The organism is Rhodococcus sp. NPDC047139 (assembly GCF_040643435.1).
Classification (GTDB): Bacteria; Actinomycetota; Actinomycetes; order Mycobacteriales; family Mycobacteriaceae; genus Rhodococcus.
This window is the reverse complement of the sequence record NZ_JBEYUH010000004.1, coordinates 156,869-182,136: the sequence shown is the minus strand read 5'-3', so window position 1 is coordinate 182,136 and position 25,268 is coordinate 156,869. Positions and strand designations below refer to the sequence as shown.

Here is a 25,268-nt window from a genome sequence, read left to right as displayed (position 1 = left end):
TGCTAACGAGCACTTCAGCGATTTCTGCGTTCATCTAGACCGTGTCGTAGATGGCCGTATTCCCCGGCACAGACCCCGGACCCACGGAGTCGACATGCACATATGCGCATCGATGGCTTTGACAATCATTTTCATTAAAGGCTATTCCTTGATCTATGACCACGTTCTTCCGCTACGGCGGCACCGCCCTCACAGCCGCCTTCGCAACACTCGCCACCGCATGCGCCGGCACGACCGGAGCCGAAGAGTCCACCTACCCGGCAACGCCCGTCCCCGCCACCGAGGTGTCGAGCGCTCAGCCACGCCTCACCCTCACCTACGACGGGGGCGTCCTCGTCGCCGACGAAGGCGACCTCGCCGTCGTCGACGAATTCGAACTGGACGGCTTCAACCGCCTCTCCCCTGCCGGGGACGGACGCCACGTGCTGATCTCCACCGACGGGGGTTTCCGTGTCCTCGACACGGGCAGCTGGACGGAGGCCCACGGCGACCACGATCACCACTACGCCGGCTCGCCGACGCTCACGGCCCTGAAGTTCGACGCCGAGAAGCCCGGCCACGCCGTTGCGCACGCCGGTGTCACCGCCTTGTTCGACGACGGCACCGGCCGCATCGACGTGTTCGATCCCGCCGGGCTCGAATCCGCGACCGAACTCCCACCACTCGACAGCTACACACTCGCCGAGGCCCACCATGGACTCGCCGTTCCGGTGCCCGGCGGCGGAATGCTCGTCACCCTGGGCGATTCCGACAAGCGGACCGGGGTGGCGCTCCTCGACAAGTCCGGCGCCGAGATCGTTCGCACCGAGGACTGCCCCGGAATCCACGGAGCAACGGTCGCAGCCGACGGGGTCGTCGTCTTCGGCTGTGAAGACGGAACCGTGATCTTCCGCAAGGGTTCGTTCGAGAAGGCCTCGGCACCGGATCCGTACGGCCGGATAGGAAATCAGTCCGGCACCGTGAATTCACCGGTCGTACTCGGCGACTACAAGACCGACCCGGATGCCGAACTCGAGCGCCCGGAGCGCATCGCACTCGTCGACACTCGCACAGCATCGGTGCGCCTCGTGGATCTCGGCACCAGTTACACCTTCCGCTCACTCGGTCGCGGACCGCACGGCGAAGCGCTCGTTCTCGGCACCGACGGCGACCTTCGGATCATCGATCCCGAGACCGGCGAGCTCGTCCGGCGAATCCCGGTGACCGAGCCGTGGATCGAGCCCGACGACTGGCAGTCGCCCCGACCGGCACTCGAAGTACACGACACAACGGCATTCGTCATCGATCCCGCCACCAACTCCTTGCACGCCGTGGATGTCGTCTCCGGTGAGATCCGCTCGGCCGAACTGCCTTACACACCGAACGAGATCAGCAGCGTCGCGTAAGACATATGTAGGCGTATTCGGCTTTCTAGTTCGAAAGCTAGAAAGCCGAATACTGCTGTCGAGGCGCGACATACCCAACCAGAAGGGTGATCTCGGTCACCCGAAAAAACGGTCAAAGCGGACTTCTATCCAAAGCGGTTGCGGAGACACTCTTCTCGTCCCCCCTCCTGAAAGACAACGATTGTGTAACGTAGCGAGGCATCTGTTTCCGACCGGGAGGTAACGCCCGTGCTGTTGACCGAAGTCCGTTCCCGACCCATCCGATCTCTCCTGATCGCCATCGGTCTGACGGTTTCGGCCCTGGCAGTCGCGGGTTACATGCGCGATGCGGTGAACGAGTACCTGATGGATCTCGACGTCTTCCGTGACGCCGGATGGGCCTTCCTGCACCACACGCCGCTGTACACCGAAGGGTTCTTCAGCCACTCCGGCTTCCGATTCATCTACCCACCGTTCGCGGCCTTCCTGTTCGCACCGATGGCGCTCGTCGGCAGCACCGCACTGCAGGTGTTGTGGACAGCAGGACTCATCGCTCTGGTGTGGTGGGTACTGAAGGTCGTCTACCGGCGTCTCGACGTGTCCCAGCCGAGTCTGATCGCCGCCGCTTCCCTCGGCGCGGTGCTGTGGCTCGAGCCCTTCCGCTCGAACTTCGCATTCGGTCAGATCAACATCGTGCTCATGGCCCTGGTGGTCGCCGACCTGCTCGGCGTGATCCCGAAACGGTTCCGCGGCGTGGGTGTCGCACTTGCGGCCGCGATCAAGGTGACACCCGCAGCCTTCGGACTGATCTTCCTTCTCCGCCGCGACCTGCCGTCGGTGGTTCGAGCGTTCGGCGCCTTCATTGCAACCGTCGCGTTCGGATACTGGTTGCGCCCCGACTCGACCGTCTACTTCTGGACCACCGAGTTCTTCGCGACCGACCGCGCCGGCGATCCGTCCTTCTTCCGCAACCAGGCCCTCACCGGCTTGATCGCCCGATTCGACTTGTCGGACGGCGTCGCGAAGGTCCTCTGGGTGGTCGGTGCCGCACTGATCGTCGCGGGTACGGCGTGGGCCGCGTATCGCTTCCTCCGAGCCGACGAACCAGTGGTCGCCGTGGCTCTGGTGGGCCTGGCGTCGCTGCTCGCCGCTCCGATCGCCGTCACTCACCACTGGGTGTACGCGCTGTTCCTCGTGCCCCTTCTGCTCGCGCCGGCGTACCGCCGCTGGTGGCCTGTGCTGGTCCCGGCCACCGCAGTCTTCCTCATCGGACCCAACCACCTGTTGCGTGAAGCGGCCTCCGGCGGTTGGGTCGAGCAACTCGTCCTCGAAGTGCTCGGTACCTCGCAGTGCCTGGCCGCGATCGCGGTCTTCGTAGCCGCGATGATCGCCGCGCGCAGCCGCCGGCCCGGTGTCCACAGCGGTGCCGTCGAGCGCGAGGAGACGGCCCCCGAGGCCGCTCAGGTCCAGAAGGCCGACGCGACGAGGTAGAGGACCGTCCCGGCGACGGTGCTCAACGCGGCATTGTGTCGCCACAGGTGCACGCCGATCGTGCCCGCGAGACCGACCGCCGCGGGCAACCAGGTCGACCCACCTACATCGCGCAGCGTGTACATCACGAGGATCACCATGACGCCTGCGGGCATCGTGCGGCCGAGGAAGTCGACGAAGGCGGAGTCCTTCAACGCCGACAAGGCGAGGAACGGGGCCGCACGCAGCGCCACCGTCACGACGAACATCACCAACAGAGCACCGAGAACGTATCCGGCGCCGGGCACCGACTCAGGCACGTGCCACCTTGTTCCGGTAGACGAACCGCACGAACAGGCACACCACGAACAGGCCGAGCCCTACGACGAGCATCTGCTCCCTCGCGACCAGCAGAGCGACGAGACCGCAGATCAGAGCGATCACCGGTGCGGGCACGTCCCGGTTGGCACGGAAGGCATCGAGCGCGAGTACCGCGAACAACGCGGTGAGCGCGAACTCGAGGCCCGCCAGCCCTGCGGGAAGCGCCGCCCCGATCAGCGCGCCGAGGGTCCCCGAGGCGACCCAGATCAGCTGGCAGAGCACCTGGACCGTGAGGATGCGAGTGCCCGAGAGGGCCTCACGGGCCTTCGGGGCGACGATCGCATACGACTCGTCGGTGAGCGCGTACACACCGTAGAGACGCCCGAGCCGGCTGCGGATCCGGTGCAGAGGAAACGACAGTCCGTAGAAGACGTGCCGGAAGTTCACGAGCAGCGTCGCCGCCGCAACCGACGCGAGCGGGGTGACCGCCGCGATCAGGCCGATTGCGAGAAACTCCATCGAACCGGCGTAGATGACCGTCGAGAAGATCGGTGCCCACCACCATTCGAACCCGCCCTGGGTGAGAACCACACCGAACGCGAGACCCAGCGGGATCAGCCCGAGGCCGACGGCCCACGAGTCCGTGATGCCCGCGCGGATCTCGAGAGTACGGCGGTCGGGCATGCTCATCAGGCTATCGCCGGGCCCGAGGGCCCTGCGCCCGGCCCGAAGAAAGGTGATCTGTGTCCAATTCGTTCACGGAGGCCGTGTCCTCCGCGTGGCAGGCAGTATCCACGGTCGACGAACCTGCTCCGACGGCGGTCGTCCTCGGAACGGCGATCGTCGCGCTCGTGCTCGTCACCGTGCGTCCGCTGTGGTTGAAGACCCGCCATGTCATCACTCAGGCGCACGAGGGATCGCACGCGCTCGTCGCGGCACTCGTGGGTCGCAAGCTGTCGGGTATCCGCCTGCACAGCGACACGTCGGGGGTGATGGTGTCGTCCGGCAACCCGCGCGGGCCCGGCATGGTCGCGACCACCTTCGCCGGATACACCGGCCCCGCCGTACTCGGTTTCGCGGCGGCGACGCTGCTAACCCTCGACCGACCCGCCGCGGTGTTGTGGTCGATCCTCGCTGCTCTCGCCGTGCTGCTGCTGTTGATCCGCAATCTGTACGGTTTCGTCTCGGTCGTGATCGCAGGTGCCCTCGTCGGCACGGCCGCCTATCTCGGTGATCCGGTCGTCCGGTATACGGCGGCTTACCTGATCACGTGGATCCTGCTCCTCGGCGCAACCCGCCCGGTTCTCGAACTCGCCCGTACCCACTCGAGGGGTCGCGGCCGGGGTTCGGATGCCGACCAGTTGCGCGGACTGACCCGCATCCCGGCCGCGGTGTGGATCGTGCTGTTCGCGATGGTCACGGCAGGTACCGCGCTCTACGGCACAGCGCGCATCGTGGTCACACAACTCGCCTGAACGCTCAGGGCGCCGGTGACATCTCGCCGTATCGGTCCAGAAGGGCCCTGCGCAGGATCTTCCCGCTGGGCAGTCGCGGAACCTCGCCGAACTCGACCGTGCGCGGCACCTTGAAGTGTGCGAGGCGGTCGCGGGTGTATTCGAGAAGTTCGTTCGCGAGAGCGGCGTCGGCCCGTACCCCGTCCGCGGAGGTGACCAGGGCATGGACGCGCTGTCCCATCTCCTCGTCGGGCACACCGATGACAGCGACGTCCAGGACCGCGGGGTGCATGATCAACACGTCCTCGACCTCGGCCGGATAGATGTTGACGCCGCCGGAGAGGATCAGATCGGTGCGGCGCGCAGAGAGGTACAGGTAACCGTCGTCGTCGACGTGGCCGAGATCGCCGAGCGTGCTCCACCCCCTGTCGTTGTAGGCGGCGGCGGTCTTCTCCGGATCCCCGTGGTACTCGAACTGCAGGCCCTCGCCGATCCACACCGTGCCCACCTCGCCCGGCCCCAGTTCGCGACCGGACTCGTCGCAGATGTGGACCTGTCCCAGAGTGGGCCGGCCTACGGAACCTCGATGTTCGAGCCACTCCGGGGTGGTGATCATGAAGAACCCGTTGCCCTCGCTGCCGGCGTAGAACTCCAGGATCTTCGGACCGAACCAATCGATCATGCGTTCCTTGACCTCGATCGGACACGGCGCCGCAGCATGGATCACGACGCGCAGGCTCGACGTGTCGTAGCTCGCTCGGGTCTTCTCGGGAAGTTTCAGCATCCGCACGAACATGGTCGGCACGAACTGGACGTGGGTGACAGCATGGCGGTCGATGGCGTCGAGTGCGCGCTCGGCGTCGAAAGTCTCCATCACGAAGGCGGTGCCTCCGTTTCGGACCGTGCCCATCGTCCAGCCGAGTGGCGCGGCGTGATAGAGCGGGCCGGGGCTGAGATAGACCGAGTGCGGACCGAAACCGAAGGCGTCGCGCATCGTCGAGTCGATGGGCAGCCCGGTGCCGAACGGTGCGCCTGTGAGTGCCGGCAGAATCCCTTTCGGATGACCGGTGGTGCCCGACGAGTACAGCATGTAGTAGCCCTCGAGTTCGTCGTCGACGGGCGTAGCAGGCAGCGCCGCAACACGGTCGGCGAGGATCTCGGCGCCGCTCGGGGAATGGTCTCCGGTGGTGAAACGCGCTTCCAGCACCGTGTTCCCCTCAGCGACGACCGCGCCGAGACGATCGAGGCGCGCCGAGTGCACGAGAATTCGGGCCCCGCAGTTCTCGACCACATATGCGGCCTCGTCGTCGGACAGGTGCCAGTTGACGGGTGTGTAGAGCAAGCCGGTGCGCTGTGCGGCCCACACCACCGGGAATACGCCGAGGCAGTTTTCCATGAGGATCGCGATGTGGTCACCCGCACGGAGCCCGCGCTGCCGGAACAGGTGGGCGATGCGGTTGGACGACGATTCGAGTTCGCGGTAGGTGAGGGTCGCGCCGTCCTCAACCATGACGATCGCCGGTTTGTCACCGAAGGTGGCGGCGAGATCGGTCGGATTCATCGACGGCATCGTCATCGGCACTCCCTCGTGGACGTCGGCGACAAGTATTACCTGTTCAACTATGTGAGCGCCAGGATTCGGAGAATATTGCCCAGGGCTCGAAAAGCACTGGAGTCTCCCGAAGGGGAATCCGACATGGTTAACTACGTTGACGACCAACCGAAGGAGAGTCATGGACTTCGCGCTGAGCGACGAACAGGTGAATCTCGGCGAGACCGAACGCGCGTGGCTCGCCAAGAACGACCCGATCGCCGCACGCAGACCGGCCATCGACGACGGCCCGGCCCGCCTGCCCGCGAGCGGACTCCGCCATCTCGCCCAGTCCGGACTGATCGGACTGCTCACTGCGGAGACGGGCGGCACCCACGTCGATCTCCTGGTCCTCACCGAGGAGCACGGCCGTGCCGGCAGCGCGCTCCCCGTCGCGGACCTCGCAATCGCGGCGAGCCTGCTCGACGCGGTCGGCCATCCCACCGCAGCCTCGGCGCAGACCGGTGAGCACATCGTGTTGCCCGCCGTCGGCTCCCCCGAGACACTCGCGCTGCGTGCGGGAATCGACGGGGACATCCTGCATCTGAGTGGTACCACCGCACCCGTCACCGGTCTGATCGACGCGCACAGCATCGTGCTGGCCGCCGTCACCGACAGCGGCACCGAGGTCGCGGCCCTCCTGCCAGTGGAGACGCTCGACGTGCGGTCGCTCGAGACGCTCGATCTCACCCGTTCGTGGGCCGTCGCCGGTGTCGATGTCGCACTTCCGGAGGGCGCCTGGTCGCACCTACCGCCGGGCACCGTGGCCGCCATTCACGACCGCCTCGCTACCTTCCGAGCGGTGGATGCCCTCGGCGCTGCTGCCCGCCTCGTCGATCTGAGTGTCGAATATGCCTCTAGCAGAACCCAGTTCGGCAAGACGATCGGCAGTTTCCAGGCCGTGAAGCACCACTGCGCGAACATGGCGACGACGACCGAAACCTCCCGCGCCACACTCTGGGCCGCCGCGGTCGCCCTGGACGGCGATGATCCCGCGGCACGGACCCGGGCGGTCTCCGGCGCGGTCGCCTACGCGTGCACCGGGGCGTCCACCACCGCACAGACGGCCTTGCAGGTCCACGGCGGGATCGGTTTCACCTGGGAGCACGACGTGCACCTGCTACTGCGTCGCATCAAGGTGGACGAACTCCTCGACGGTTCCGTCTCCTACCACCGCCGTCGGCTCGCCACGGCCTGAGAGGCCGAGGAAGGGTGCCGGATCCGTAGAGATCCCGCACCCTTTCCCTCGGCGTGTCAGCGAGCGCGGGACGACTCGATCTCGTCCACCATCTCCAGCAACCGACGACGGTCGACCTTGAGGGAGACGCTGCGCGGCAGGGCCTCGACGGTGTGTATCTCCACAGGAATCTCGTACGCCGCCAACCGTGTACGTAGAAAAGTCTTCAGGTCGTCGACGTCGACCTCGCCTGCATCTTCGACCGTTTCGATCACGGCGACCGGCACATGACCGAGTCGCTCATCGGGTCGGCCGAATACGGACGCATCGAGAACCGACTCGTGTGCTCGGAGTGCGTTGCAGACCGTTTCGGGCTGGATCTTGAAGCCACCCCGAACGATCGCGTCGTCGGCCCGGCCGTCGATGTAGAGGAAGCCGTCCTCGTCGAGGTGCGCGAGGTCGCTGGTCCGCACCCAGTCACCGACACCGTTGCCGGTCTGCGGCGAACTCACCTCGAGGCGGCCCGTACTTCCCTCGGGCAACACGGTGCCGCTCTCGTCGACCGTCCGCATCCGGACTCCGGGAAAGGGCCGGCCGACGCTGCCGCGTTTGCTCTCCCACCATCGCGCAATCAAAGGCTTGGTCCATCCTGCTACGGCACCACCGAATTCCGTTGCCCCGTACATGATCATGATGGGGATGCCGTAGCGGGCCGTGAACTCGTCGGCCAGTTCGGGGCTGACGAAAGTGGTGCCGGCGGTGATCGCCCGCAGGCTCGCGAGCTTCTCCTTCGGCACGTCGGCGTTGAGGACCGAACGCATCGCAGCGGGAGGAAGGCCTGCCAGGATCATCCGGTGCTCGTAGACCGCGTCGGCCCAGCCATCGACCGTGAATCGGGGCATCAACACGATCGGGCGTGCCTCCGACAACGCCTGGATCACACCCCACAGTCCGCCGATGTGCACCATCGACAGGGAGATCAACGCCACGGGGCCGGTGAAAGGCTCATGATCTCCTCTCCCCTTACCTGTGTGACCGTGCACCGCAGCGAGTGCCGCTTCGAGTTGCCGCCAGGTGAGCGGTACACGCTTGGGTGGACCTGTCGTGCCGGAGGTGAACATCTCGACCGCGACCGGATCCTGCTGCTCCGGGTGTCGAGAAACCGGGCCGCTACCGAAGACACACGTTACGGCCTGTCCGTCGAAGGCGAGACCGATGATCCCGGCTTCGGCGAGGGGTGCGGCGAACTCCTCGTCGGCCCAGTACTCGCGAGGTGCGAGGATCACATCCGGATGTGCACCGACCGCATCCTCGACGATTCTCCGCGCCGGCTGAGCCGGATTGAGCGTGAGCAGGATGCGGTCGTGTGCCAGGATCGCGATCAGTGCCGCCACGGATTCCGTTCGGTTCGTCAGCACGACACCGATCCGGCTGCGCGGACCGCACCCCAGCCTGCCGAGCTCCGCGTCGATCCGTTCGGCAGTCTCGCGCACCTCCGCCCACGTGTGCCAGGTCTTGCTCTCCTGCACCATCTTCGCGCTATCGGGGGTCGACCACAGCATGGTCAACGCCTCTCTGATGCCCGTCATCACGGAGCCTCCTCTTCGGTCGACCCGAAGGTGTTCGTAGTACCGGCCGGCGATCCGGCCGGGAAGCGCGCATCAGCGCGGAAGACCGAGGCCTCTCTCGGCGATCATGTTGCGCATGATCTCGGAGGTACCGCCGGCGATGGTGTAAGCGCGGGCGTACAGAAACTCGTCCTGCCATCGTCCCCCGCCCACGGCCTGTGGGTCACCCTCGACGAGGATGCCGGCCTCTCCCGAGAGTTCCAGAGCAAAACGTGCTGTCTCGACTCCTATTTCACTGAACATCAGTTTGGCCATGGCTGCGTCGTGGGGCCGCTCGGCACCCCGCGACCAGCGGCCGATGTTTGCATACACCAATGCCGACAACGCTTCGACCGACGCTTCGAGCTCGCCGATTCGTTCCTGCACGGCACCGTCCTCGATCGCAGGACGTCCGTATCGGATCGTCGTGCGTGCGAGACCCTTCAGCGCCTCGACGTCCTGCTGCAGACGTACCGCGGCCGATGCCACCGCGCTGCGCTCGTGAGCAAGACTCGAGTTCGCGACCAGCCATCCGTTGTCGAGATCGCCGATCAGCGAATCGGTTCCGACGGGCACCTCGTCGAGGAAGATCTCGTTGAAATCCGAGGTTCCGGTCATCTCGCGAAGCGGTCGCACGTCGACGCCCGGCGCCCGCATGTCGAGGAGAAAGGCGCTGATTCCTCGGTGCTTCGGCGCCTCCGGATTCGTTCGCGCCAGGAGGTAACCGTAGTCGGCCCAGTGCCCGTTGGTGGTCCACACCTTCTGCCCCGTGACGGTGAACCCACCCCCTTCGACCGGTACGGCCTTCGTGCGCAAGGAGGCCAGATCACTGCCGGAACCCGGCTCGCTGAACAGCTGACAGAAGACGAGTTCACCCGAGCGGATACCCGGAAGATACCTCTCACATTGCTCTTCGGTACCGAAATCGATCAGAGCGTGTGCGACAAGCAGTCCGGCGCCCTGAACAGCCGCCGGTGCTCGACCGCGCGCGAGTTCCTCACCGACGACGACGTCCTTCTCGGGTGAATGCGCCCGTCCGGCACCGCCGTATCGCTCCGGCCAGTCGGACCCGATGTAACCGGCGTCGAAGAGCTTGCGGGTCCACTCCTTCAGGACAGCCAGTTCGTCTGCGTCGTCAGCACTGCGCACGCCTGCCTTCACCGGGACATCCGGCTTGTGGGTCTCGACGAAATCCCTTACTTCCTTGCGGAACTGCTCGAGTTCCGGAGTCAGCCCGTAGTCCATGTCAGCGCACCTCGTAGTCGCGCGTGAGGACCTGCTCGCGATCGACCTGTGCCAGACCGATGGGATTTCCCAGATCCGTGTACATCATCCCGGTGGCGAGGGCATGAGATCGAGTGCGGTCCTTGGATTCCCAGATTGCACGGATGCTGCCCTGGATCGCGGCGGGCGGCTTCGCGGCGATACGCTCGGCAAGGCGTTGTGCGCGGTCCCACAGATCCTCGCGCGCGACGATCTCGCTGACGAACCCGATCTCGTAGGCCCTTTTCGCCGACATTCGTTCGTCTAGGCCGAGCAGCACCATGCGCAGCACCTCACCGATCGGGATGCGGTGCGCGAGGCCGATCGGTTCGAGTGCGGCGACCATGCCGTAGGAGACGTGCGGATCGAAGAACTGAGCATCCTCGCTCGCGACGATGATGTCGGCCTCGTTCAACCAGTAGAGCGCACCTCCGGCGACCATCCCGTGGACCGCGCACACGAGTGGTTTCCAGCAGTTGTTCTGCTTCGGGGACAGGTCGACGCCGGGATCGCGACGACTGAAGACGTTGTCGGACAGGTAAGTGCCCTCGTGAACGTCGACTCCCGTGCTGAATGCCCGTTCGCCGTTGGCTCGCAAGACCACGACGTGGATATCGTCAGTCTCGGAGGCGTAGTGCCACAATTGCCGGAACTCGGCACGCATCGTGTCGGTGAACGAGTTGAGCCGGTCGGGGCGATCGAGGGTGATGGTCAGGACATGGTCCGCGGACTCGGCGACCACCGTGGTCGTGCTGCTCAGGTCCACAAGTCCTCCTCGAGGCGTTCGCACCGCATCGCAATCATCCTCGCCCGCCTCCCGCGGGCGTATGTGCTGTTTCACGATGCTTCCCGGTTTCGCGCCGAGCGCCGACGCTCCTCGCGCAGTTCGGCGTCGCGCTCGAGCATCTGCGCCGCGAGCCGTTCGAACTCGGCGGGCGCATCGGGCAGATCGACCGAACCACCGGCACTCGAGGGCAGTGCGATCGTCGCGGTGGCGGGGCACGTGATCTCGTCGCGCTGGCTGGTGCCCCGCAGTTCGACGTCGACGAGGTGGCGCCCGCCTTCGACCCTCTTACCGACGACCTCTCCGGTGAAGGTGTGGGTGTCTCCGAGGTAGTTGAACTTGCGCATCTGGCTGGACATCGACTCGAGCCACGCGTCGTCGCCCATCCAGTCGGTGAGGTAGTGGCTCAGCCAGCAGTCGCGCATCATGCCGTAGTCGTAGGCGGCCGGCAGACCAATGGAGCGCGCATAGCCGCTGTCCCAGTGGATCCGCTGGGCCACGTCGGGGACACCCTGCTCGTTCGGAATGTAGAACGGCGCGATGCGCTGGCGGTTCTTGTAGGCGAGGCGGCTCGCGCAGGGCGTGTACGGTGCGAAACCGTATCCGCCGGAATGGAAGACGACCATGTCGGTGGTCGTGAGCGGACCCTTGGCCATCGTTCCGAGACTCTCGCCCACGGTCACGTCCTCCCAATAGCGGGTGGCCGCACCGCGTACCTGTTCCTGCGCGTAGATCGCGTCGATCTCCGAGATGTCGTCGGCAGTGTAGGAGGCCGGTTCGATCGCGTCGTACTTCTTACGCTTCTTCGATTCGTGGCGTTCGGTGTGGATGGTGATGACCCGTTGGGTCTGCACGACCTCGGCGCGCTGGTTGAACTGCACCTGGAGTCCGGTGATGATGAGCGAGCGCCCGGCGAATTCGGACTGCTTCTCCTCGACTTTCTCGGTGCCGTGGAAGGCGTACAGCGTATCGCCGTCGAGGACCGGCCGGTACCAGTGGGTGGTGGTGCCGGAGACGAACACGTGGATGCCCCGGAAGGAGGGGCGACGCTGTTCGCGAGGGACGGGATCAGCGAGCAGTTCCTTGCGTACCGCGATGTTGATCATCGGTGGTGCGATCTGGCCGCCCCAGCGGCTCTCGGCACCGTACTCGTCGTCGGTGAAGAGCGGATTGTCGTCTCCGTAGCTGCGCGCGAAGTTGCGCATGATGTCGGGAGAGGCACGTGTGTACTGCTCCCGTTGGGTCATCGCGTGGTAGACGCCGACGAGATCTCTTGCCCGCACAATGTCTTCGTCGCGGAAAGTGTAGATCTCCGAAGGCTTCTCGGTCTTCTCCGACGTGGTCATCGACTACCTCCGTATAGGGACTACGCCCGACGCGAGCGGCCCGCCTTCCCCACAGTAGGGCAACCTAGTTATATATGTAAAGGCTTTCGCCGTCATGTTCGGCCGAGCAACTCGTCGTCGACCAGGCGCTCGACGACGTGCCGGCGCACCAGCTTTCCGGTCTCGGTGCGCGGTAGTTCGTCCCAGTACACGATGCGATCCGGCGTCTTGGAGCCGCGGAGCGTGTCACGGACGAAGGAGCGGAGTTCTTCCGCCTCGACCGACTCCCCCGGCCCCAGCACCACCACCGCTTCGATGCGCTGGCCCCACTCCTCGTCGGGAACGCCCACGACGGCCGCATCGGTAACGGCGGGATGGCGCAGGATCACATCCTCGACCTCGGCCGGAGCGATGTTCTCCGCTCCACGGATGATGGTGTCGTCGCTGCGCCCGCCGAGAAACAGATAGCCGTCTTCGTCGACGAAGCCGGTATCGCGGGTGTCGAAGAATCCCCGTTCGTCGACAAGCCTTCCCACACCCGCGTACTCCCCCGACACCTGATCTCCCCGAACCCAGATACGCCCGACCGACCCGGGCTCGACGACGCGATCGTCCGCGTCGCGGATCTCGAGGTCGATTCCGGGGACGGTCCTGCCCACCGATCCGAGGCGGGCTCGGACCCGCTCCTCGGTGCTCGTCATCGCAGCCCGATGGTCGTCGGGGCCCAGAACCGTGATCGTCGAACTGGTCTCGGTCAGTCCGTAGGCGTTGACGAAATCGACGTGCGGCCAGGTGCCGAGGGCGCTTTCGACGACCCGGCGTGGCATCGGCGCTCCGCCGCTCGCGAGGGAACGCATGGACGGTACCGAAGTGTCGGCACCCGAATCGAGGATGCGCGCGAGCATCGTCGGGACCACGAGCGCGTTGGTGATGCCCTCGCTCCGGACGGTGTCGAGCCATTCGACCGGAGTGAAGCGCTCGAGCACCACCGTCCGCCGGCCCGCATAGAGGTTCGTGAGCACGTTCGCCACTGCGGCGATGTGATAAGGAGGCACGCTCACCAGTGCTGCATCGGCGTCGTCGGCCGACGCGAACTCGACGGACCCGAGCACGTACGAGACCAGATTGTGGTGATGCAGCAACACACCTTTCGGCGCCGAAGTGGTACCGGATGTGTAGATGACCAAGGCGGGCGCATCCGAGTCGAGATCGTCCTCCGCCGCGACTTCCGACCGCTCGAGCCGGTCGATCCAGGCGGACGGCGACAGGACGCCGGGTTCGTCGCCGGTATCGTCCGCGATCACCAGGGCCTCGGGATGGTGGGACAGCAGTGCCTCGCTCTGTTCGCGTCCGAGCCGGTAGTTGATCGGCACGAGCGGAACGCCCGCTCGTGCTGCGGCGAACAGGGCGACGGGGAAGGCGTCGCCGTTGACGGCCCGATAGACGAGAGCGTCGGCGCCGGCCTCGCGGATGACGGCGGCACCGGCAACGGACAGATCCCGAAGACGGCGGGCGGTGATCCCATTGTCTCGGCGACCCACCACCAAACGCTCCTCGAGGCCGTCCGCGGCCATGTCGAGCAACATCGTGATGTTCATGGAGGCCCCTGGGAGGTCGGGTTCGGGGATCAGTCGGAGGCGGGAAGCGGTTTGGCGGCCTTCAGCGACAGAGGGACGCCGTCGACAGCCAGCACGCCGGTGCCGGGCGTGGTGCACAGCAGCTCCACGGTGCCGTCGGCGTCGGTGTATCGCTTGCCGAGCGCAGTCGGGCCGAGATGTGCGTTCGTGATCGCCGCGCCCTCTCCGGTGCCCTTCTTTCCCGGCACCATGCCGGCTCCTCCACAGGTGAGTGCGACCTCGCGTTCCGGCGCACGTACAACGACCACAGCGGTGCGGTCGACGGTGCTGGCCCAGGATCGGCCTACTTCGAGTTTCACGGTTCCTCCGATCGTGCAGTATTGCCCCTGCGCCTTCCCAAAGTAGCGTGCGTCACATAGTTTAGATAGTGCTACAAGTGACCCGATCCGTGCACGGCCGAGGAGAACTTCATGCCACTTCCGCTCACCGACGATCACCGCGCCGTCGCGGAGGCCGTCCGATCCTTCCTCGAGGGCCTCGACGCCGGCGCACTCGCCCGGCAGATGATCGACGACGGGTCCGCCGATACCGGGAAGCTGTGGAAGCAACTGGCCGACCTCGGATGGCTCGGCCTGCACCTCCCCGGCGAGTTCGGGGGTTCCGATGCCGGTTTGCCCGAGGTCGCGGTGGTGGTCGAGGAACTCGGGCGTCTTGTCGTCCCCGTCTCCTATATCGCGAGCGTGGCGATCTCCGCGGCGCTCGACGCTAAGGGGGACGACGACCTCCGGTCGACCTGGCTCCCGAAGTTCGCGGACGGCTCGGTGACCCCCGGACTCGGGTTGTCGGGTTCTCCGACCTTGTCCGGTGATGTGGTCAGTGGTGAAACAGGCCTCGTGATAGGTGGCGTCGGCGCCACGCTTCTCGCCCTCGTCACAGGCGACGATCTTGTACTCGTCGATCCCGACCACGCCTCCGTCACGGTGGTCCCCACCGGGGATTTCGATCCGACTTCGAGAGCCGCCAGGGTTCTCGTCCGCGAGACGCCCACAGTGGCCGTCGTGCCGGGCGCCGGGCGCCACGCGAGCCATGTCGCCCGCGCACTCGCAGCCGCAGAAGCGTCCGGCGGAGCCCGGGCGACCCTGGAGGCAGCCTTGGCCTATGCGAAGGTGCGCGAACAGTTCGGCCGCCCGATCGGTTCCTTCCAGGCGATCAAGCACCATCTCGCCGACATGCTCGCGACGAGCGAACTGGCGACCGGCGTCGCATGGGACGCCACACGCGCAGGTGTCGACGGCGAACAGTCACGACTCGCCCTCGACGTCGCCCGCGTCATCGCCTTCGACTCCTATGTCACCAACGCACAGAAGAGCATCCAGATCCACGGCGGCATCGGATTCACGTGGGAACACAGCTGCCATCTGTATCTGCGGCGCGCCCAGGCCCTGCGAATCCTGTTCGGCGAAACGACCTCTGCGCTCGACTCCCTCACCGAGTCGGGAACCGCCGGGCTGCGCCGTCATTACGCCGTCGACCTCCCCGCCGAGGCCGAGGAATTCCGCACTGCAGCGCGCGAATTCGTCGCGACGCACGCCTCGACACCCGAATCCGAGCGTCGTGCCCTGCTCGTCGACTCCGGCTACCTCATGCCGCACTGGCCCGCCCCCTTCGGCCGCGGCGCATCTCCGGTCGAACAACTCGTGATCGACGAGGAGTTCACCGAGGTCGAGCCGCACGGACTCGGCATCGGCGCGTGGATCCTGCTCACCCTCACCCAGCACGGCACTCCGGAACAGATCGAACGCTGGATTCGCCCGGGACTGATCGGCGAGCAGGTCTGGTGTCAATTGTTCTCCGAACCCGGCGCGGGTTCCGACGCGGCCGCCGTCTCGACACGCGGTGTGAAGGTCGACGGCGGGTGGCGCGTCACCGGCCAGAAGGTGTGGACGTCGAACGCTCAGAACTCGACACGTGGTCTCGCCACCATTCGCACCAACCGCGACGTTCCGAAACACAAAGGCATCACCACGATGGTCATCGACCTGAAGGCGCCCGGGGTGACGGTCCGTCCGCTGCGGGAGATCAGCGGCGACGCCGCTTTCAACGAAGTGTTCTTCGAGGACGTCTTCGTCCCGGACGAGGATGTGGTCGGAGCAGTCGACAACGGCTGGACGGTTGCCCGCGCGACGCTGGGCAACGAACGTGTCTCGATCGGTGGGGGCAAGACCGACGAGACCTACTCGGCCTACGCGCTGCTCGGTCTCGCGGCGAAGTACGCACCCGGCGATGTCTCCGTCACGCGCCGGATCGCGACGCTCATCGCCCGCGAGCAGGCCTTCGCGATCCTCAACCTCCGGCAGGTCGTGCGGGCGGTCGCCGGTGGTGACTTCGGCCCGGAGGGCAGTGTCACGAAGATGCTCCTCGCCGAACACACGCAGCACGTGGGTGAACTCGCGATGCAGATCGCCGGTCCTGCGGTGCTGCTGGGAGACGAACCGGTGTGGACCAACTACTACTTGCTGTGCCGTGCGATGACCATCGCCGGCGGCACGTCGGAGATCAATCGCAACGTCATTGCCGAAAGGTTGCTGGGGCTGCCGCGCGAGCACATCGCGAACTGAGGAAGGCCGAACGCCGAGTGGTCATCCTCACCGACGAGCGGTCACGGCCCGCAGCATCTCCTCCCAGTGCCGAAGCGGCAACAGGTGCCCTTCGCCCTCGTGGATGACCAACTCGGCGTTCGGCAGCCGCTGTGCAAGCCACTCTCCGTGCGCCGTAGGTGTCATCTCGTCTCGACTGCCGTACCAGAGATGCACCGCGGCGGAGATTGCGTCGAGATCGATTCCCACGGGCCGACGAATGCGACGTTGTCCCAGGCGATCGCCGTGGGGCCCTGCCGAAGCGCTTCTCCGAAGGAGACGACGAGCACCCGGCGCATCACACCATCGGCCACAACCTCGGGATCGCTCCGGCCCCACATCCAGTCGATCCACGGCGCGGCCTCGTCGTCTCTCACCGACATCATGGCGTCGAGGAGATCCTTGTTACCCGTCGAGAACTGCTCGGCCGCCCGGGCCGGATCCTCGGGCAGGAACGACAGAGCCTCGAGATCGTTCTCCGTGAGTGCTTCCCGGCCCCCTGGTACCTGTAGTGCGGGCGCAGGTCCACCGGATATCCCCAACCTGGTCACGCGCTCACCCATGGTGGCCGCAGCCGCCAGAGCGAACGGTCCGCCTCCCGACCATCCGAACACGGCGAAGCGGTCCACGTCGAGACTGTCGACGACGCTCTCGATGTCCCGCGCCACCGAGCCGAGGTCGATCGCTGTCGCATCGGACCGCCCGTAACCCGGGCGGTCGAAGCTGATCACCCGGACACCCATCCGGCGCGCGATCTCGTCCCCGAAAGCGGCCTCGAGTCGCGATCCCGGTGTCCCGTGGAAGTACACGACGGGATCGTCCTCCGCGCCGCCGGTGTCCCGAATCATCACCGATCTGTCGCCGTCGACCCGGATTCCGAATTCGCTCACAGGTGGGAGGCTACGTAATTCCGCGGGTTCGGGCAGGTCGCTCGAGAACCTCGCTCACGGCTCGATCCCGTAGCACCTCCGGGCGCGCGATCCGGGCCTCATCGGCGATTGCGCGGCGGAGCAGCAGGTGCGCGGGGTGCTCCCAGGTGAAGCCGATGCCGCCGTGGATCTGGATGCAACCTTCGGCGTTCGCTACGGCGGAGCGCAACGCTGCCGCGGTCGCCAGATGTACCGCCGCGGCCTCCTCCGGACTTCGAGGAGCACGATCGGCTGCCGCCAGCACCAGTGCACGTGCTCCCTCCGCCGCGACGAGCATGTCGGCGCAGCGATGCGAGATCGCTTGGTACGAACCGATCGGCCTGCCGAACTGCTCGCGCTGTCCCGCCCAGTCCACCGCCATCGCCAGCGCTCGGTTCGCCACACCCACCGCATCGGCGGCAACGAGCAGTTCGGCAACCCGGAAAGCCGATTCGAGTGCGGCGTCTGTATCGGCTCCGGACGCGAGCACGGTCGCGGCAGCGTCATCGATCGAGACGATCCCTACAGTCGCCGTCGGGTCGACCGAAGTCTGGACCGTGACGGCAACATCGACGCGGTCGACCGCGAGCAGGAGATGTTCTCCGGTGGCATCGTCCGTCGCAAGGACGACGAATACCTCGGCCACGGGCGCACCCGCGACCCTCTCCACTCGACCGGTGAGCCGGCCGTCCCGCAGCACAGGAAGGCCGGTGGTCTCCCAACCACGATCCCCGACGGGTGCGACGAATGCTGCAGGGCAACCCCCCACGACCCGACGCGCCTGGTCTTCGGCTCCGGTCTCGACGAGCACCTCGAGCGCGATCGCGGTAGGAACGAGCGGAACCGGACCGAGATGGAAGGCCACCTCTTCCACGGCCGCACACAACATGCGCAGCGACTGATCGTCTCCACCGAGACGGCCGGGAGACGACAGACCTGGCAGACCGAATGCCACCAGCAAAGACCACAATTCGGAATCGTATTCACCCGGGGAGTCGGCACCTTCGAGCAGCGACGCGGTGTCCACCCGATCCGACAGCATGTCGCGCAGCGCTTCCCGAAGGTTTGCTTCGTCTTCTTCGGGTGGCGAGAGCGGACGACCCGGCACCACGGCCGGAGCGCGGGTGCCTTCGCCTCTGTGCGAGGGCAGCCCGAGAACGTTCTCGGCGATCGTATTACGTTGTATCTCCGAGGTTCCGGCGCCGATAGTCGCGGCTCGCGACATGAGATATCCGAAAGTCCAGCGCCCCTTCTCCACGACCCCTTCCGAGCGGGTACCGAGGACAGCCGCCGAGCCCGTCAGGCGCAACGCGAGCCGGTGCATGTGTTGCTCGAACTCTGCCTTCACCAATCGGTTGATCGACGCTATCCCACCCGGATCACGGCCGGCGAGAACGGCATCCAGCGCGCGAGCGCTGTTCGCGGCGATCTCGCGTACGCCGGTCTCGACGGTGGCCAGCTCCTGCCGGATCGACGGATCGTCTGCATATCCGCGTTCCACGGCCAGACGGAAGACCTTGTCGACGGTGGAGCGGTAACGGAACTCGTCCGCGAGGAAGGCGGTCGCACGCTCGTGGCCGAGCGAGGTTCGCATGATCGACCAGCCTTGCCCCTCCTCTCCCACGAGGTTGTCGATCGGCACCTCGACATCGTCGAAGAAGACCTGCGCGAAATGATGTCCACCGGCGGCATCACGCAGGGGCCGCACCTCGATGCCGGGTGAGTTCATCGGGATGAGCAGGTAGGTGATGCCCGTTGTGCCTCGCCCGGGCGGGCCGGTCCGTACGAGGGTGAAGATCCAGTCGGCGCGGTCGGCCATGGTCGTCCAGATCTTGCTGCCGGTCACGCGGTACAGCTCACCGTCCCGCACGGCGCGCGTGGACAGCGACGCCAAGTCGCTACCGGCGCCGGGTTCGGAGAAGCCCTGGCACCAGAACTCGTCTGCACGGAGCAGCGGCTCGAGAAATCGATTCTTCTGCTCGGCGGTGCCGTGGACGATGATCGTCGGCGCGACGATGAACGACAACGGACACGGATGTTTCGGCGCACCGGCTTCGGTGATCGCCCGGTAGTAGTCGAGCTGATCTTCGAGCGACAGTGCCATGCCACCGACCTCTTCGGGCCATCCGGGGGCCGCGAGCGAGTGGTCGACGAGTTCGGACTGCCACGCGATTGCGGCCTCGAAACGTGCGCGGGAGGTCTCGGGGCGTGGACGTTGCCGGAAATCGTCGAGCAGAGCGGACAGACGGGGACGCCAGTCGCTGCGTCTTCCGGATTCGAGCGTCACCGTGGGCTTGTCTTCCTCCACGTCACCTCCCGGGTGGATGTTGCGGTTCGGCCGGAGAACGACGGCGACTCAGTCGGTTTGCGCGCGGCGCCGCGCGTAGCGCGCCCCGATGTCGGCACCGTCCGCCCGATAGGTCGCGGCCGCTTCGGATTCGAGTGCGAGGGCGTGCGCGAGCGACGTGCCCGCGCCTTCTTTGAGAAGTCGCAGCATCCTTCGGATCGCCCCGGGATGTCCGGCGGCGATCCGCTGGGCGACGGCCAGGCTGCGAGTCATCAGTTCGTCGTGCGGGACGACCTCGTTCGCGAGTCCGATGCGCGCGGCAGTGGCACCGTCGATCGGTTCTCCGGAGAGGATGAACTGGATTGCGGCGGGCAGACCGATCATCCGCGGCAGCATCGCGCTGCCGCCCCAGCCGTTGAGCAGGCCGATCTGCGCGTGGGTGTCGGCGAACTCGGCGCGTTCGGACGCGATGATGAACGAACAGTTCACGGCGAGTTCGTAACCCCCGGTGTAGCAGGGTCCGTTGACCGCCGCGATGACGGGTTTGGAGATGCCGCGCAGTACGTGTGTGGGGGTCGCCCCCTCCGCGGCGGGTGGGGGCCCCGACAACGCTTCGGGCAGGTCGACGCCCGCACAGAAGGACGTACCGGCCCCTGTGAGAACGACGACGTTCACCTCGTCGTCGGCGTCGGCACGCCACAATTCCCTCTTCAGCGCCTTCCGCATAGCGCGGTCGATCGCGTTGCGGCGCTCCGGGCGGTCGAGCGTGAGGATCGTGACGCCACCATCGTGTTCGACCCGCAGCGGCACACTGTCCTCCCGGGTCTCCTCCGTGTTTCCGGCATGTCGTGTCATCGGCTTCTCCTCACCGGACGGGGACGGAGTCGACGACATCGGCGGCCAGGGCGCGCAGTTTCGACTCGGCTTCGGCGGCGATTCTCCGGACCAGTTCACCTGCCGGGGGGATGTCGCGGATCAGCCCCTGCGACTGCCCGACCGTCCAGATGCCGGCTTCCGGGTCGCCGTCCTCGTATACGGTGCGCCCCCGTGAACCGGCCACCAGATCCTTGACGTCCTTGAACCGTCCGCCCTTGGCGAGGATGTCCACGACTTCCTCGCTCACCGAGTTCCGCGCGGTGCGCATGGTGTTGCGCAGTTGCCGGAAGATGAGTTGCGTGTCTCGTTCGCTCGCGTCGACGATCTGCTGCTTGATGCGTTCGTGGATGGGACTCTCCCGCGTGCACATGAAACGCGTGCCCATGTTGATGCCGTCGGCACCGAGGGCGAGTGCCGCAGCGAGGCCGCGACCGTCGGCGAATCCACCCGACGCGATGAACGGGATGTCGAGGGCGTCGGCACAGGCCGGGATCAGGACGAGACCGGGCACGTCGTCCTCGCCCGGATGTCCGGCCGCCTCGAAGCCGTCGATGCTCACCGCGTCTGCGCCGATCCGCTGCGCCTTGAGTGCGTGCCGCACGCTCGTGCACTTGTGGATGATCTTGATGCCGTGCTCTTTCAGGTGCGCGACGTGCTCGGTCGGGTCGGAACCCGCTGTTTCGACGATCGTCACGCCCGAGTCGATGATCGCCCGACGATATTCGGCATAGGGAGGCTGGTTGATAGACAGGGTGAGCGTGAGGTTGACACCGAACGGGTTGTCCGTCAGCGCACGGCACCTGTCGATCTCCTCGACCAGGGCTTCCGGGGTGGGTTGCGTCAGAGCGGTGATGATCCCGAGTCCGCCTCCTTCGGAGACCGCCGCCGCAAGTTCCGCGCGGCCGACCCACATCATGCCGCCCTGGACGATCGGGTGTTCGATCCCGAATTCCGCTGTGAACCGCGTGTTCAGCATGAATGCTCCTGTTCGAGCGCGCGAGCCGGGCAATACATAGGTAACATAGTTTACTATCTGGGCATCAGCAATAGTGGCGGAAGCAGCATCTCGCGGCGCATCGACCGGTTACCTGTGAGTACGATTGGCCAAGAACTTTCACCAAGTATCCGAAGTGATCTCTGATCAGGAGGCGGTCCCGTGAGTGACGAAGTGTCGGTGTCCGGATTCGACACCCGCGCGGCCGGAGGCCGAGCCATCCGCACTCCGAAGACGGCCGAACTCGTCGCCAGGAAGCTCCGCCGGATGATCGTCGACGGCGAACTGAAGGACGGCGACCACCTGCCTCACGAGGCGTCACTCATGGAACACTTCTCGGTGAGCCGGCCGACGCTGCGCGAGGCGGTGCGTGTACTCGAGGCCGAACGGCTCGTCGAGGTGCGGCGCGGATCCCGGTCGGGAGCGCGAATCTGCGTCCCGGGTCCCGAAGTCGTGGCGCGCCCGGCCTCCCTGCTGCTCGAACTCGCCGGTGCCACCGTCGCAGATGTATACGTCGCGCGAGAAGCCGTCGAACCCGCCGCCGCGCAACTGCTCGCAGAAACGGGAAGCGATGAGGCGTTCGACGAACTCGAGCGCCTGGTGGACGATACCATTCCGTCGTCCTTCGCCGACGGCACCTTCGGGCAGGCCGCTGCGATGTTCCATCTCCGCATGGTTCAACTCGCAGGCAACGCAACGCTGTCGCTCATCGCCGGCATGCTGCACGAGATCTACGAACGACACACCATGAACGTCACGCGCGAGAGCATGCAGAGCGACGCGGGCAAGTACGAGGACAACTACAAGGTGTTCGTCCGCTCGCAACGTAAACTCATCCGCTTGCTGCGCGCTCGCGACGGTGAGGGTGCCTTCACACACTGGCAGAAACACATGGCGGCCGCGCGTGAACTCGTCCTCGACGGACGCGAGGACATCGAGGTCCGCGACATCCTCGATTGACGGAGTCGGTTGCCGGAGGTCAGTTTTCGATTTCCATCGCCACGGCCCGTACCGGGGCTCCGTCGGCACCGGCGAACGGGATCGGCAGCAGCGACACGAGCGGGTCCGGGAAGTCGATCGAGTCGAGATCCGTCAGATTCTCGCAGATGATCGCGCCCGCGCCGGCGAGTACGTGATGCGCCGCAAGCGTCTCGTCTCCGGTCGGATCCACGCTCGGTGCGTCGATGCCGATCGTGCGTACTCCTCGGTCGAGCAACCAGTGGCAGGCGGCGACTTCCAGGGCGGGATGCTCGAAATAGCGGTCGGTCCCGAAATACCGCGACCATCCGGTACGGACGAGCGCGATGTCACCTGGACCGAGGGTGGGTTCGCCCCACATGTCAGGAGTGATGAGCGAACCCGGTCCCACCTGTGCGCGCACGTCGAGCACGACACCGCGCCCGACGAAGACCTCGGGTGCGACGGCGTCGATTGCGGCGCCGCCGCTGTGTACGTGCCGCGGAGCGTCGACGTGGGTGCCGGTCTGGGATCCCATGTCGATCCGCGTCAGCTCGAAACCGTCGTTCGCGACCGTGGCGTGCCGGGTGAAATTCGGTGACGGATCGCCCGGATAGACCTGGATATCCGGAGAGACGACGTGGGTCAGGTCGACGATTCGACGCACACGCATACCGTCGATGCTAGCCCGAGTCGACAGCGCGACAGATCAGCCGAAATCCACCTGCCGGTGCGCGTTCGCGAGAGCGGTCACCACTCCGGTGCCGAAAGCACCGAGACGATCGAACAATACGGCGGTGCCGACGGCGACGCCCTCACTGCTGATGTGGTTGTCGGCCTCGATACCCACCTCGAGTCCCTCCGGCAGACGGGACAGCGCAAGGGTGACGTCGGAATTGATGTAACCGACACCCTTGTCCGACCAGTTGGTCACGAAAGATGTGCCTTCCCCCACGGTGGCGGTGTTGACGAAGGGCGACAACTCCTCACCGACGATGATCGGCAGTTGCCGTGACCACAAACGTTTCCGGTCGGCGTTCTGATGCTCCGCCCGCACCCTGGTCCATCCCGGTCCATCGCTGCCGTACCACGCGGAGTATTCGAGCGGGCGGGGCTGCGTTTCCTGCGATCCCGGCGGAGGGGTCGGAGATTCACCGCGCGTCCACACGGAGCCGGGTGGCGGCGCCGACTTGCGGAGGAAGGTCAGCGTCGCACGCGCCGCGACCTGGCCGCCCTGCATCAGATTCGCGTCGGCCACACGGATGCGATTGCCGTCACGCACCCGGGTGGTGGTGAAGGTGATCGGCTCGTTGCGTACCGGAGTGAAGAGATCGAGCGTGAACCGAGCCGGAACGAAACCCTCGACAGCGTGGTGGATCTCGAGTTCACGCGCCACCAGACCGCTCACACACGGTCCGTTGAGCATCTTGTCGGACCACGGGCTCGTCGCATACTTGGTCGGCAGGTAGACACCGTCGTCCTCGGTGAAGTACCCGCGGTTCTTGCGCTCGTGCATTCGCCGATTCTCCCAATGCCGGCCTCGGCGTGCTCACCGGGATACCCCAAGATGGAATCGTGCACGTTCACGAACCCGCTGCGCCGCCCGCCCGTACCCGGCTGATCGTCGACGTCGATACCGGAATCGACGACGCCCTCGCACTGCTCTACCTCGTCGCGAGTCCCGAGGCCGACATCGTCGCCGCCCTGTGCACGGCGGGAAACGTGCCCGTGGATCAGGTCACGACCAACACGCTGTCCTGGCTGGAGGTGTGCGGCCGGGCCGACATCGAAGTGGCTGCGGGATCGCAGGTCCCGCTGGTCGCGCCGCTGATGACCACTGAGGACACCCACGGTCCGCACGGTGTCGGTTACGCCGAACTTCCCTCGCCGTCCCGTGCGCCGTCGTCACGGTCCGCCGCGCAGGCATGGGTCGAACTCACCCGCGAGCATCCGGGCGAGCTCACCGGACTCGTCACCGGCCCGCTCACCAACCTCGCACTGGCCCTGCGCCTCGACCCCGGCCTGCCGTTGCGGATGCGCCGCCTCGTGATCATGGGTGGGTGCTTCCACCATCCCGGCAACACCACCCCGACCTCGGAATGGAACGTCGCGGTGGATCCGGAAGCCGCCAAGGTCGTGTTCGACGCATTCTCGATCATGCCTGCGGACAGGCGGACGATCGTGTGCCCCCTCGACGTCACCGAGTCGATCGAGATGTATCCCGAGCATGTCTCCCGCATCGCGGATATCGTGGGCGTGCCTCTCTCGGAAGCGCTCTCACCCGACGCCCCGCGCGGCACGCGGTCATCGGCCGGCGTCCCACTCGTACGCCACATCTCCGACGCCCTGCGGTTCTACATGGAGTTCCATCGCGATCAGGGACTCGGGTTTCTCGCACACGTGCATGACCCCTTCGCCGCCGCGGTCGCGCTCGGCACGGTGCCCTACACGACACGCCCGGCGACGGTCGACGTCGAACTCGACGGTCGGCTGACCCGTGGCACCACCGTGGCCGATCTGTCCGATATGTGGAAAAGATCCCTGAACACGGATATTGTTGCCGGCACCCGGCCGGCCGAGTTCTTCGATCACTTCGTCGAGCGGGTGGGATCGTACATTCGCGACTTGAACCTACCCCCGAGTAAGAACTAGCGTCGACGGCGCACAGTTCGGGGAC

General features: G+C 66.1%; 22 protein-coding genes. 7 read left to right on the top strand and 15 right to left on the bottom strand.

The features are described 5' to 3' along the window. The first annotated feature begins 155 nt into the window (after positions 1-155). Complete coding sequence (gene aztD / locus ABZ789_RS06615) at positions 156-1,385, top strand: zinc metallochaperone AztD (RefSeq protein WP_358420742.1); 1,230 nt, start codon at positions 156-158, stop codon at positions 1,383-1,385. Positions 1,386-1,613: 228 nt separating this feature from the next. Beyond that, a complete protein-coding gene (locus tag ABZ789_RS06610) occupies positions 1,614-2,855 on the top strand; it encodes a glycosyltransferase 87 family protein (RefSeq protein ID WP_358420739.1) in 1,242 nt (413 codons plus the stop codon). Here ABZ789_RS06610 and ABZ789_RS06605 read toward each other — a convergent pair. Both ABZ789_RS06605 and ABZ789_RS06600 read right to left on the bottom strand, forming a co-directional pair. Next, positions 2,825-3,154, bottom strand: a complete 330-nt coding sequence (locus ABZ789_RS06605; protein ID WP_358420736.1) for an AzlD domain-containing protein — start codon at positions 3,152-3,154, stop codon at positions 2,825-2,827. The two genes, ABZ789_RS06610 and ABZ789_RS06605, sit on opposite strands and share 31 nt — an antisense overlap. Further along, positions 3,147-3,845 carry an AzlC family ABC transporter permease gene (locus ABZ789_RS06600; RefSeq protein ID WP_358420733.1) on the bottom strand — a complete coding sequence of 233 codons (699 nt, stop codon included), beginning with the start codon at positions 3,843-3,845 and terminating at the stop codon, positions 3,147-3,149. Before ABZ789_RS06600 ends, ABZ789_RS06605 begins: the two co-directional genes overlap by 8 nt. Before the next feature lie 53 nt (positions 3,846-3,898). On the opposite strand from ABZ789_RS06600, the gene ABZ789_RS06595 reads away from it, so the two are divergent. Beyond that, positions 3,899-4,630, top strand: a complete 732-nt coding sequence (locus ABZ789_RS06595) for a M50 family metallopeptidase (RefSeq protein WP_358420730.1) — start codon at positions 3,899-3,901, stop codon at positions 4,628-4,630. A gap of 4 nt (positions 4,631-4,634) precedes the next feature. Here ABZ789_RS06595 and ABZ789_RS06590 read toward each other — a convergent pair whose 3' ends face one another. Then, positions 4,635-6,185, bottom strand: a complete 1,551-nt coding sequence (locus ABZ789_RS06590; protein ID WP_358420727.1) for an acyl-CoA synthetase — start codon at positions 6,183-6,185, stop codon at positions 4,635-4,637. A gap of 157 nt (positions 6,186-6,342) precedes the next feature. On the opposite strand from ABZ789_RS06590, the gene ABZ789_RS06585 reads away from it, so the two are divergent. After that, positions 6,343-7,398, top strand: a complete 1,056-nt coding sequence (locus ABZ789_RS06585; RefSeq protein WP_358420725.1) for an acyl-CoA dehydrogenase family protein — start codon at positions 6,343-6,345, stop codon at positions 7,396-7,398. Between the two features lie 56 nt (positions 7,399-7,454). On the opposite strand, the gene ABZ789_RS06580 is transcribed toward ABZ789_RS06585, so the two are convergent. From ABZ789_RS06580 to ABZ789_RS06555, 6 genes are all read right to left on the bottom strand, one after another. Next, complete coding sequence (locus ABZ789_RS06580; protein ID WP_358420723.1) at positions 7,455-8,966, bottom strand: class I adenylate-forming enzyme family protein; 1,512 nt, start codon at positions 8,964-8,966, stop codon at positions 7,455-7,457. 72 nt (positions 8,967-9,038) lie between these two features. Then, positions 9,039-10,229, bottom strand: coding sequence for an acyl-CoA dehydrogenase family protein (locus ABZ789_RS06575; RefSeq protein ID WP_358420720.1), 1,191 nt, complete (start codon positions 10,227-10,229; stop codon positions 9,039-9,041). A gap of 1 nt (position 10,230) precedes the next feature. Continuing rightward, positions 10,231-11,013: an enoyl-CoA hydratase/isomerase family protein gene (locus tag ABZ789_RS06570; protein WP_358420717.1), complete on the bottom strand. Its 783-nt coding sequence runs from the start codon at positions 11,011-11,013 to the stop codon at positions 10,231-10,233. 71 nt (positions 11,014-11,084) lie between these two features. Next, on the bottom strand, positions 11,085-12,377 hold the full coding sequence (locus ABZ789_RS06565; RefSeq protein WP_358420714.1) for a MaoC family dehydratase N-terminal domain-containing protein: 1,293 nt from the start codon (positions 12,375-12,377) through the stop codon (positions 11,085-11,087). A gap of 92 nt (positions 12,378-12,469) precedes the next feature. Continuing rightward, positions 12,470-13,954, bottom strand: coding sequence for a long-chain fatty acid--CoA ligase (locus ABZ789_RS06560; protein ID WP_358420711.1), 1,485 nt, complete (start codon positions 13,952-13,954; stop codon positions 12,470-12,472). Positions 13,955-13,983: 29 nt separating this feature from the next. Then, the gene (locus ABZ789_RS06555; RefSeq protein WP_358420708.1) at positions 13,984-14,292 is read right to left on the bottom strand and encodes a hypothetical protein; all 309 of its coding nucleotides are present in this window, start codon (positions 14,290-14,292) and stop codon (positions 13,984-13,986) included. 111 nt (positions 14,293-14,403) lie between these two features. On the opposite strand from ABZ789_RS06555, the gene ABZ789_RS06550 reads away from it, so the two are divergent. Further along, on the top strand, positions 14,404-16,551 hold the full coding sequence (locus ABZ789_RS06550; RefSeq protein WP_358420705.1) for an acyl-CoA dehydrogenase: 2,148 nt from the start codon (positions 14,404-14,406) through the stop codon (positions 16,549-16,551). Positions 16,552-16,712: 161 nt separating this feature from the next. On the opposite strand, the gene ABZ789_RS06545 is transcribed toward ABZ789_RS06550, so the two are convergent. From ABZ789_RS06545 to ABZ789_RS06530, 4 genes are read right to left on the bottom strand one after another with little or no spacing between them, the layout of a single operon-like run. After that, positions 16,713-17,459: an alpha/beta hydrolase gene (locus ABZ789_RS06545; RefSeq protein WP_358420702.1), complete on the bottom strand. Its 747-nt coding sequence runs from the start codon at positions 17,457-17,459 to the stop codon at positions 16,713-16,715. 10 nt (positions 17,460-17,469) lie between these two features. Beyond that, positions 17,470-19,785, bottom strand: coding sequence for an acyl-CoA dehydrogenase family protein (locus ABZ789_RS06540; RefSeq protein WP_358420699.1), 2,316 nt, complete (start codon positions 19,783-19,785; stop codon positions 17,470-17,472). Positions 19,786-19,833: 48 nt separating this feature from the next. Continuing rightward, complete coding sequence (locus tag ABZ789_RS06535; protein WP_358420696.1) at positions 19,834-20,619, bottom strand: enoyl-CoA hydratase-related protein; 786 nt, start codon at positions 20,617-20,619, stop codon at positions 19,834-19,836. Positions 20,620-20,629: 10 nt separating this feature from the next. Next, complete coding sequence (locus ABZ789_RS06530) at positions 20,630-21,616, bottom strand: nitronate monooxygenase family protein (RefSeq protein WP_358420693.1); 987 nt, start codon at positions 21,614-21,616, stop codon at positions 20,630-20,632. 180 nt (positions 21,617-21,796) lie between these two features. On the opposite strand from ABZ789_RS06530, the gene ABZ789_RS06525 reads away from it, so the two are divergent. After that, the gene (locus ABZ789_RS06525; RefSeq protein WP_358420690.1) at positions 21,797-22,594 is read left to right on the top strand and encodes a GntR family transcriptional regulator; all 798 of its coding nucleotides are present in this window, start codon (positions 21,797-21,799) and stop codon (positions 22,592-22,594) included. A 19-nt stretch (positions 22,595-22,613) separates the two neighbouring features. Here the strand turns inward: ABZ789_RS06525 and ABZ789_RS06520 are convergent, their stop codons facing one another. After that, positions 22,614-23,264 (bottom strand): cyclase family protein, encoded by a 651-nt coding sequence (locus tag ABZ789_RS06520; RefSeq protein WP_358420687.1) that lies wholly within the window; start codon positions 23,262-23,264, stop codon positions 22,614-22,616. A 36-nt stretch (positions 23,265-23,300) separates the two neighbouring features. Continuing rightward, on the bottom strand, positions 23,301-24,107 hold the full coding sequence (locus ABZ789_RS06515) for an acyl-CoA thioesterase domain-containing protein (protein ID WP_358420684.1): 807 nt from the start codon (positions 24,105-24,107) through the stop codon (positions 23,301-23,303). A gap of 59 nt (positions 24,108-24,166) precedes the next feature. Between ABZ789_RS06515 and ABZ789_RS06510 the strand changes: the two genes are divergently transcribed. Further along, positions 24,167-25,243: a nucleoside hydrolase gene (locus ABZ789_RS06510; RefSeq protein ID WP_358420681.1), complete on the top strand. Its 1,077-nt coding sequence runs from the start codon at positions 24,167-24,169 to the stop codon at positions 25,241-25,243. Positions 25,244-25,268: the final 25 nt, after the last annotated feature.

Coding starts and splice junctions, on each gene's coding strand:
- ABZ789_RS06520 (WP_358420687.1), bottom strand. CDS start 23,264: ATGCGTGTGCGTCGAATCGTCGACCTGACCCACGTCGTCTCTCCGGAT.
- ABZ789_RS06580 (WP_358420723.1), bottom strand. CDS start 8,966: ATGACGGGCATCAGAGAGGCGTTGACCATGCTGTGGTCGACCCCCGAT.
- ABZ789_RS06515 (WP_358420684.1), bottom strand. CDS start 24,107: ATGCACGAGCGCAAGAACCGCGGGTACTTCACCGAGGACGACGGTGTC.
- aztD (WP_358420742.1), top strand. CDS start 156: ATGACCACGTTCTTCCGCTACGGCGGCACCGCCCTCACAGCCGCCTTC.
- ABZ789_RS06600 (WP_358420733.1), bottom strand. CDS start 3,845: ATGAGCATGCCCGACCGCCGTACTCTCGAGATCCGCGCGGGCATCACG.
- ABZ789_RS06565 (WP_358420714.1), bottom strand. CDS start 12,377: ATGACCACGTCGGAGAAGACCGAGAAGCCTTCGGAGATCTACACTTTC.
- ABZ789_RS06550 (WP_358420705.1), top strand. CDS start 14,404: ATGCCACTTCCGCTCACCGACGATCACCGCGCCGTCGCGGAGGCCGTC.
- ABZ789_RS06575 (WP_358420720.1), bottom strand. CDS start 10,229: ATGGACTACGGGCTGACTCCGGAACTCGAGCAGTTCCGCAAGGAAGTA.
- ABZ789_RS06535 (WP_358420696.1), bottom strand. CDS start 20,619: ATGACACGACATGCCGGAAACACGGAGGAGACCCGGGAGGACAGTGTG.
- ABZ789_RS06585 (WP_358420725.1), top strand. CDS start 6,343: ATGGACTTCGCGCTGAGCGACGAACAGGTGAATCTCGGCGAGACCGAA.
- ABZ789_RS06530 (WP_358420693.1), bottom strand. CDS start 21,616: ATGCTGAACACGCGGTTCACAGCGGAATTCGGGATCGAACACCCGATC.
- ABZ789_RS06560 (WP_358420711.1), bottom strand. CDS start 13,954: ATGAACATCACGATGTTGCTCGACATGGCCGCGGACGGCCTCGAGGAG.
- ABZ789_RS06590 (WP_358420727.1), bottom strand. CDS start 6,185: ATGACGATGCCGTCGATGAATCCGACCGATCTCGCCGCCACCTTCGGT.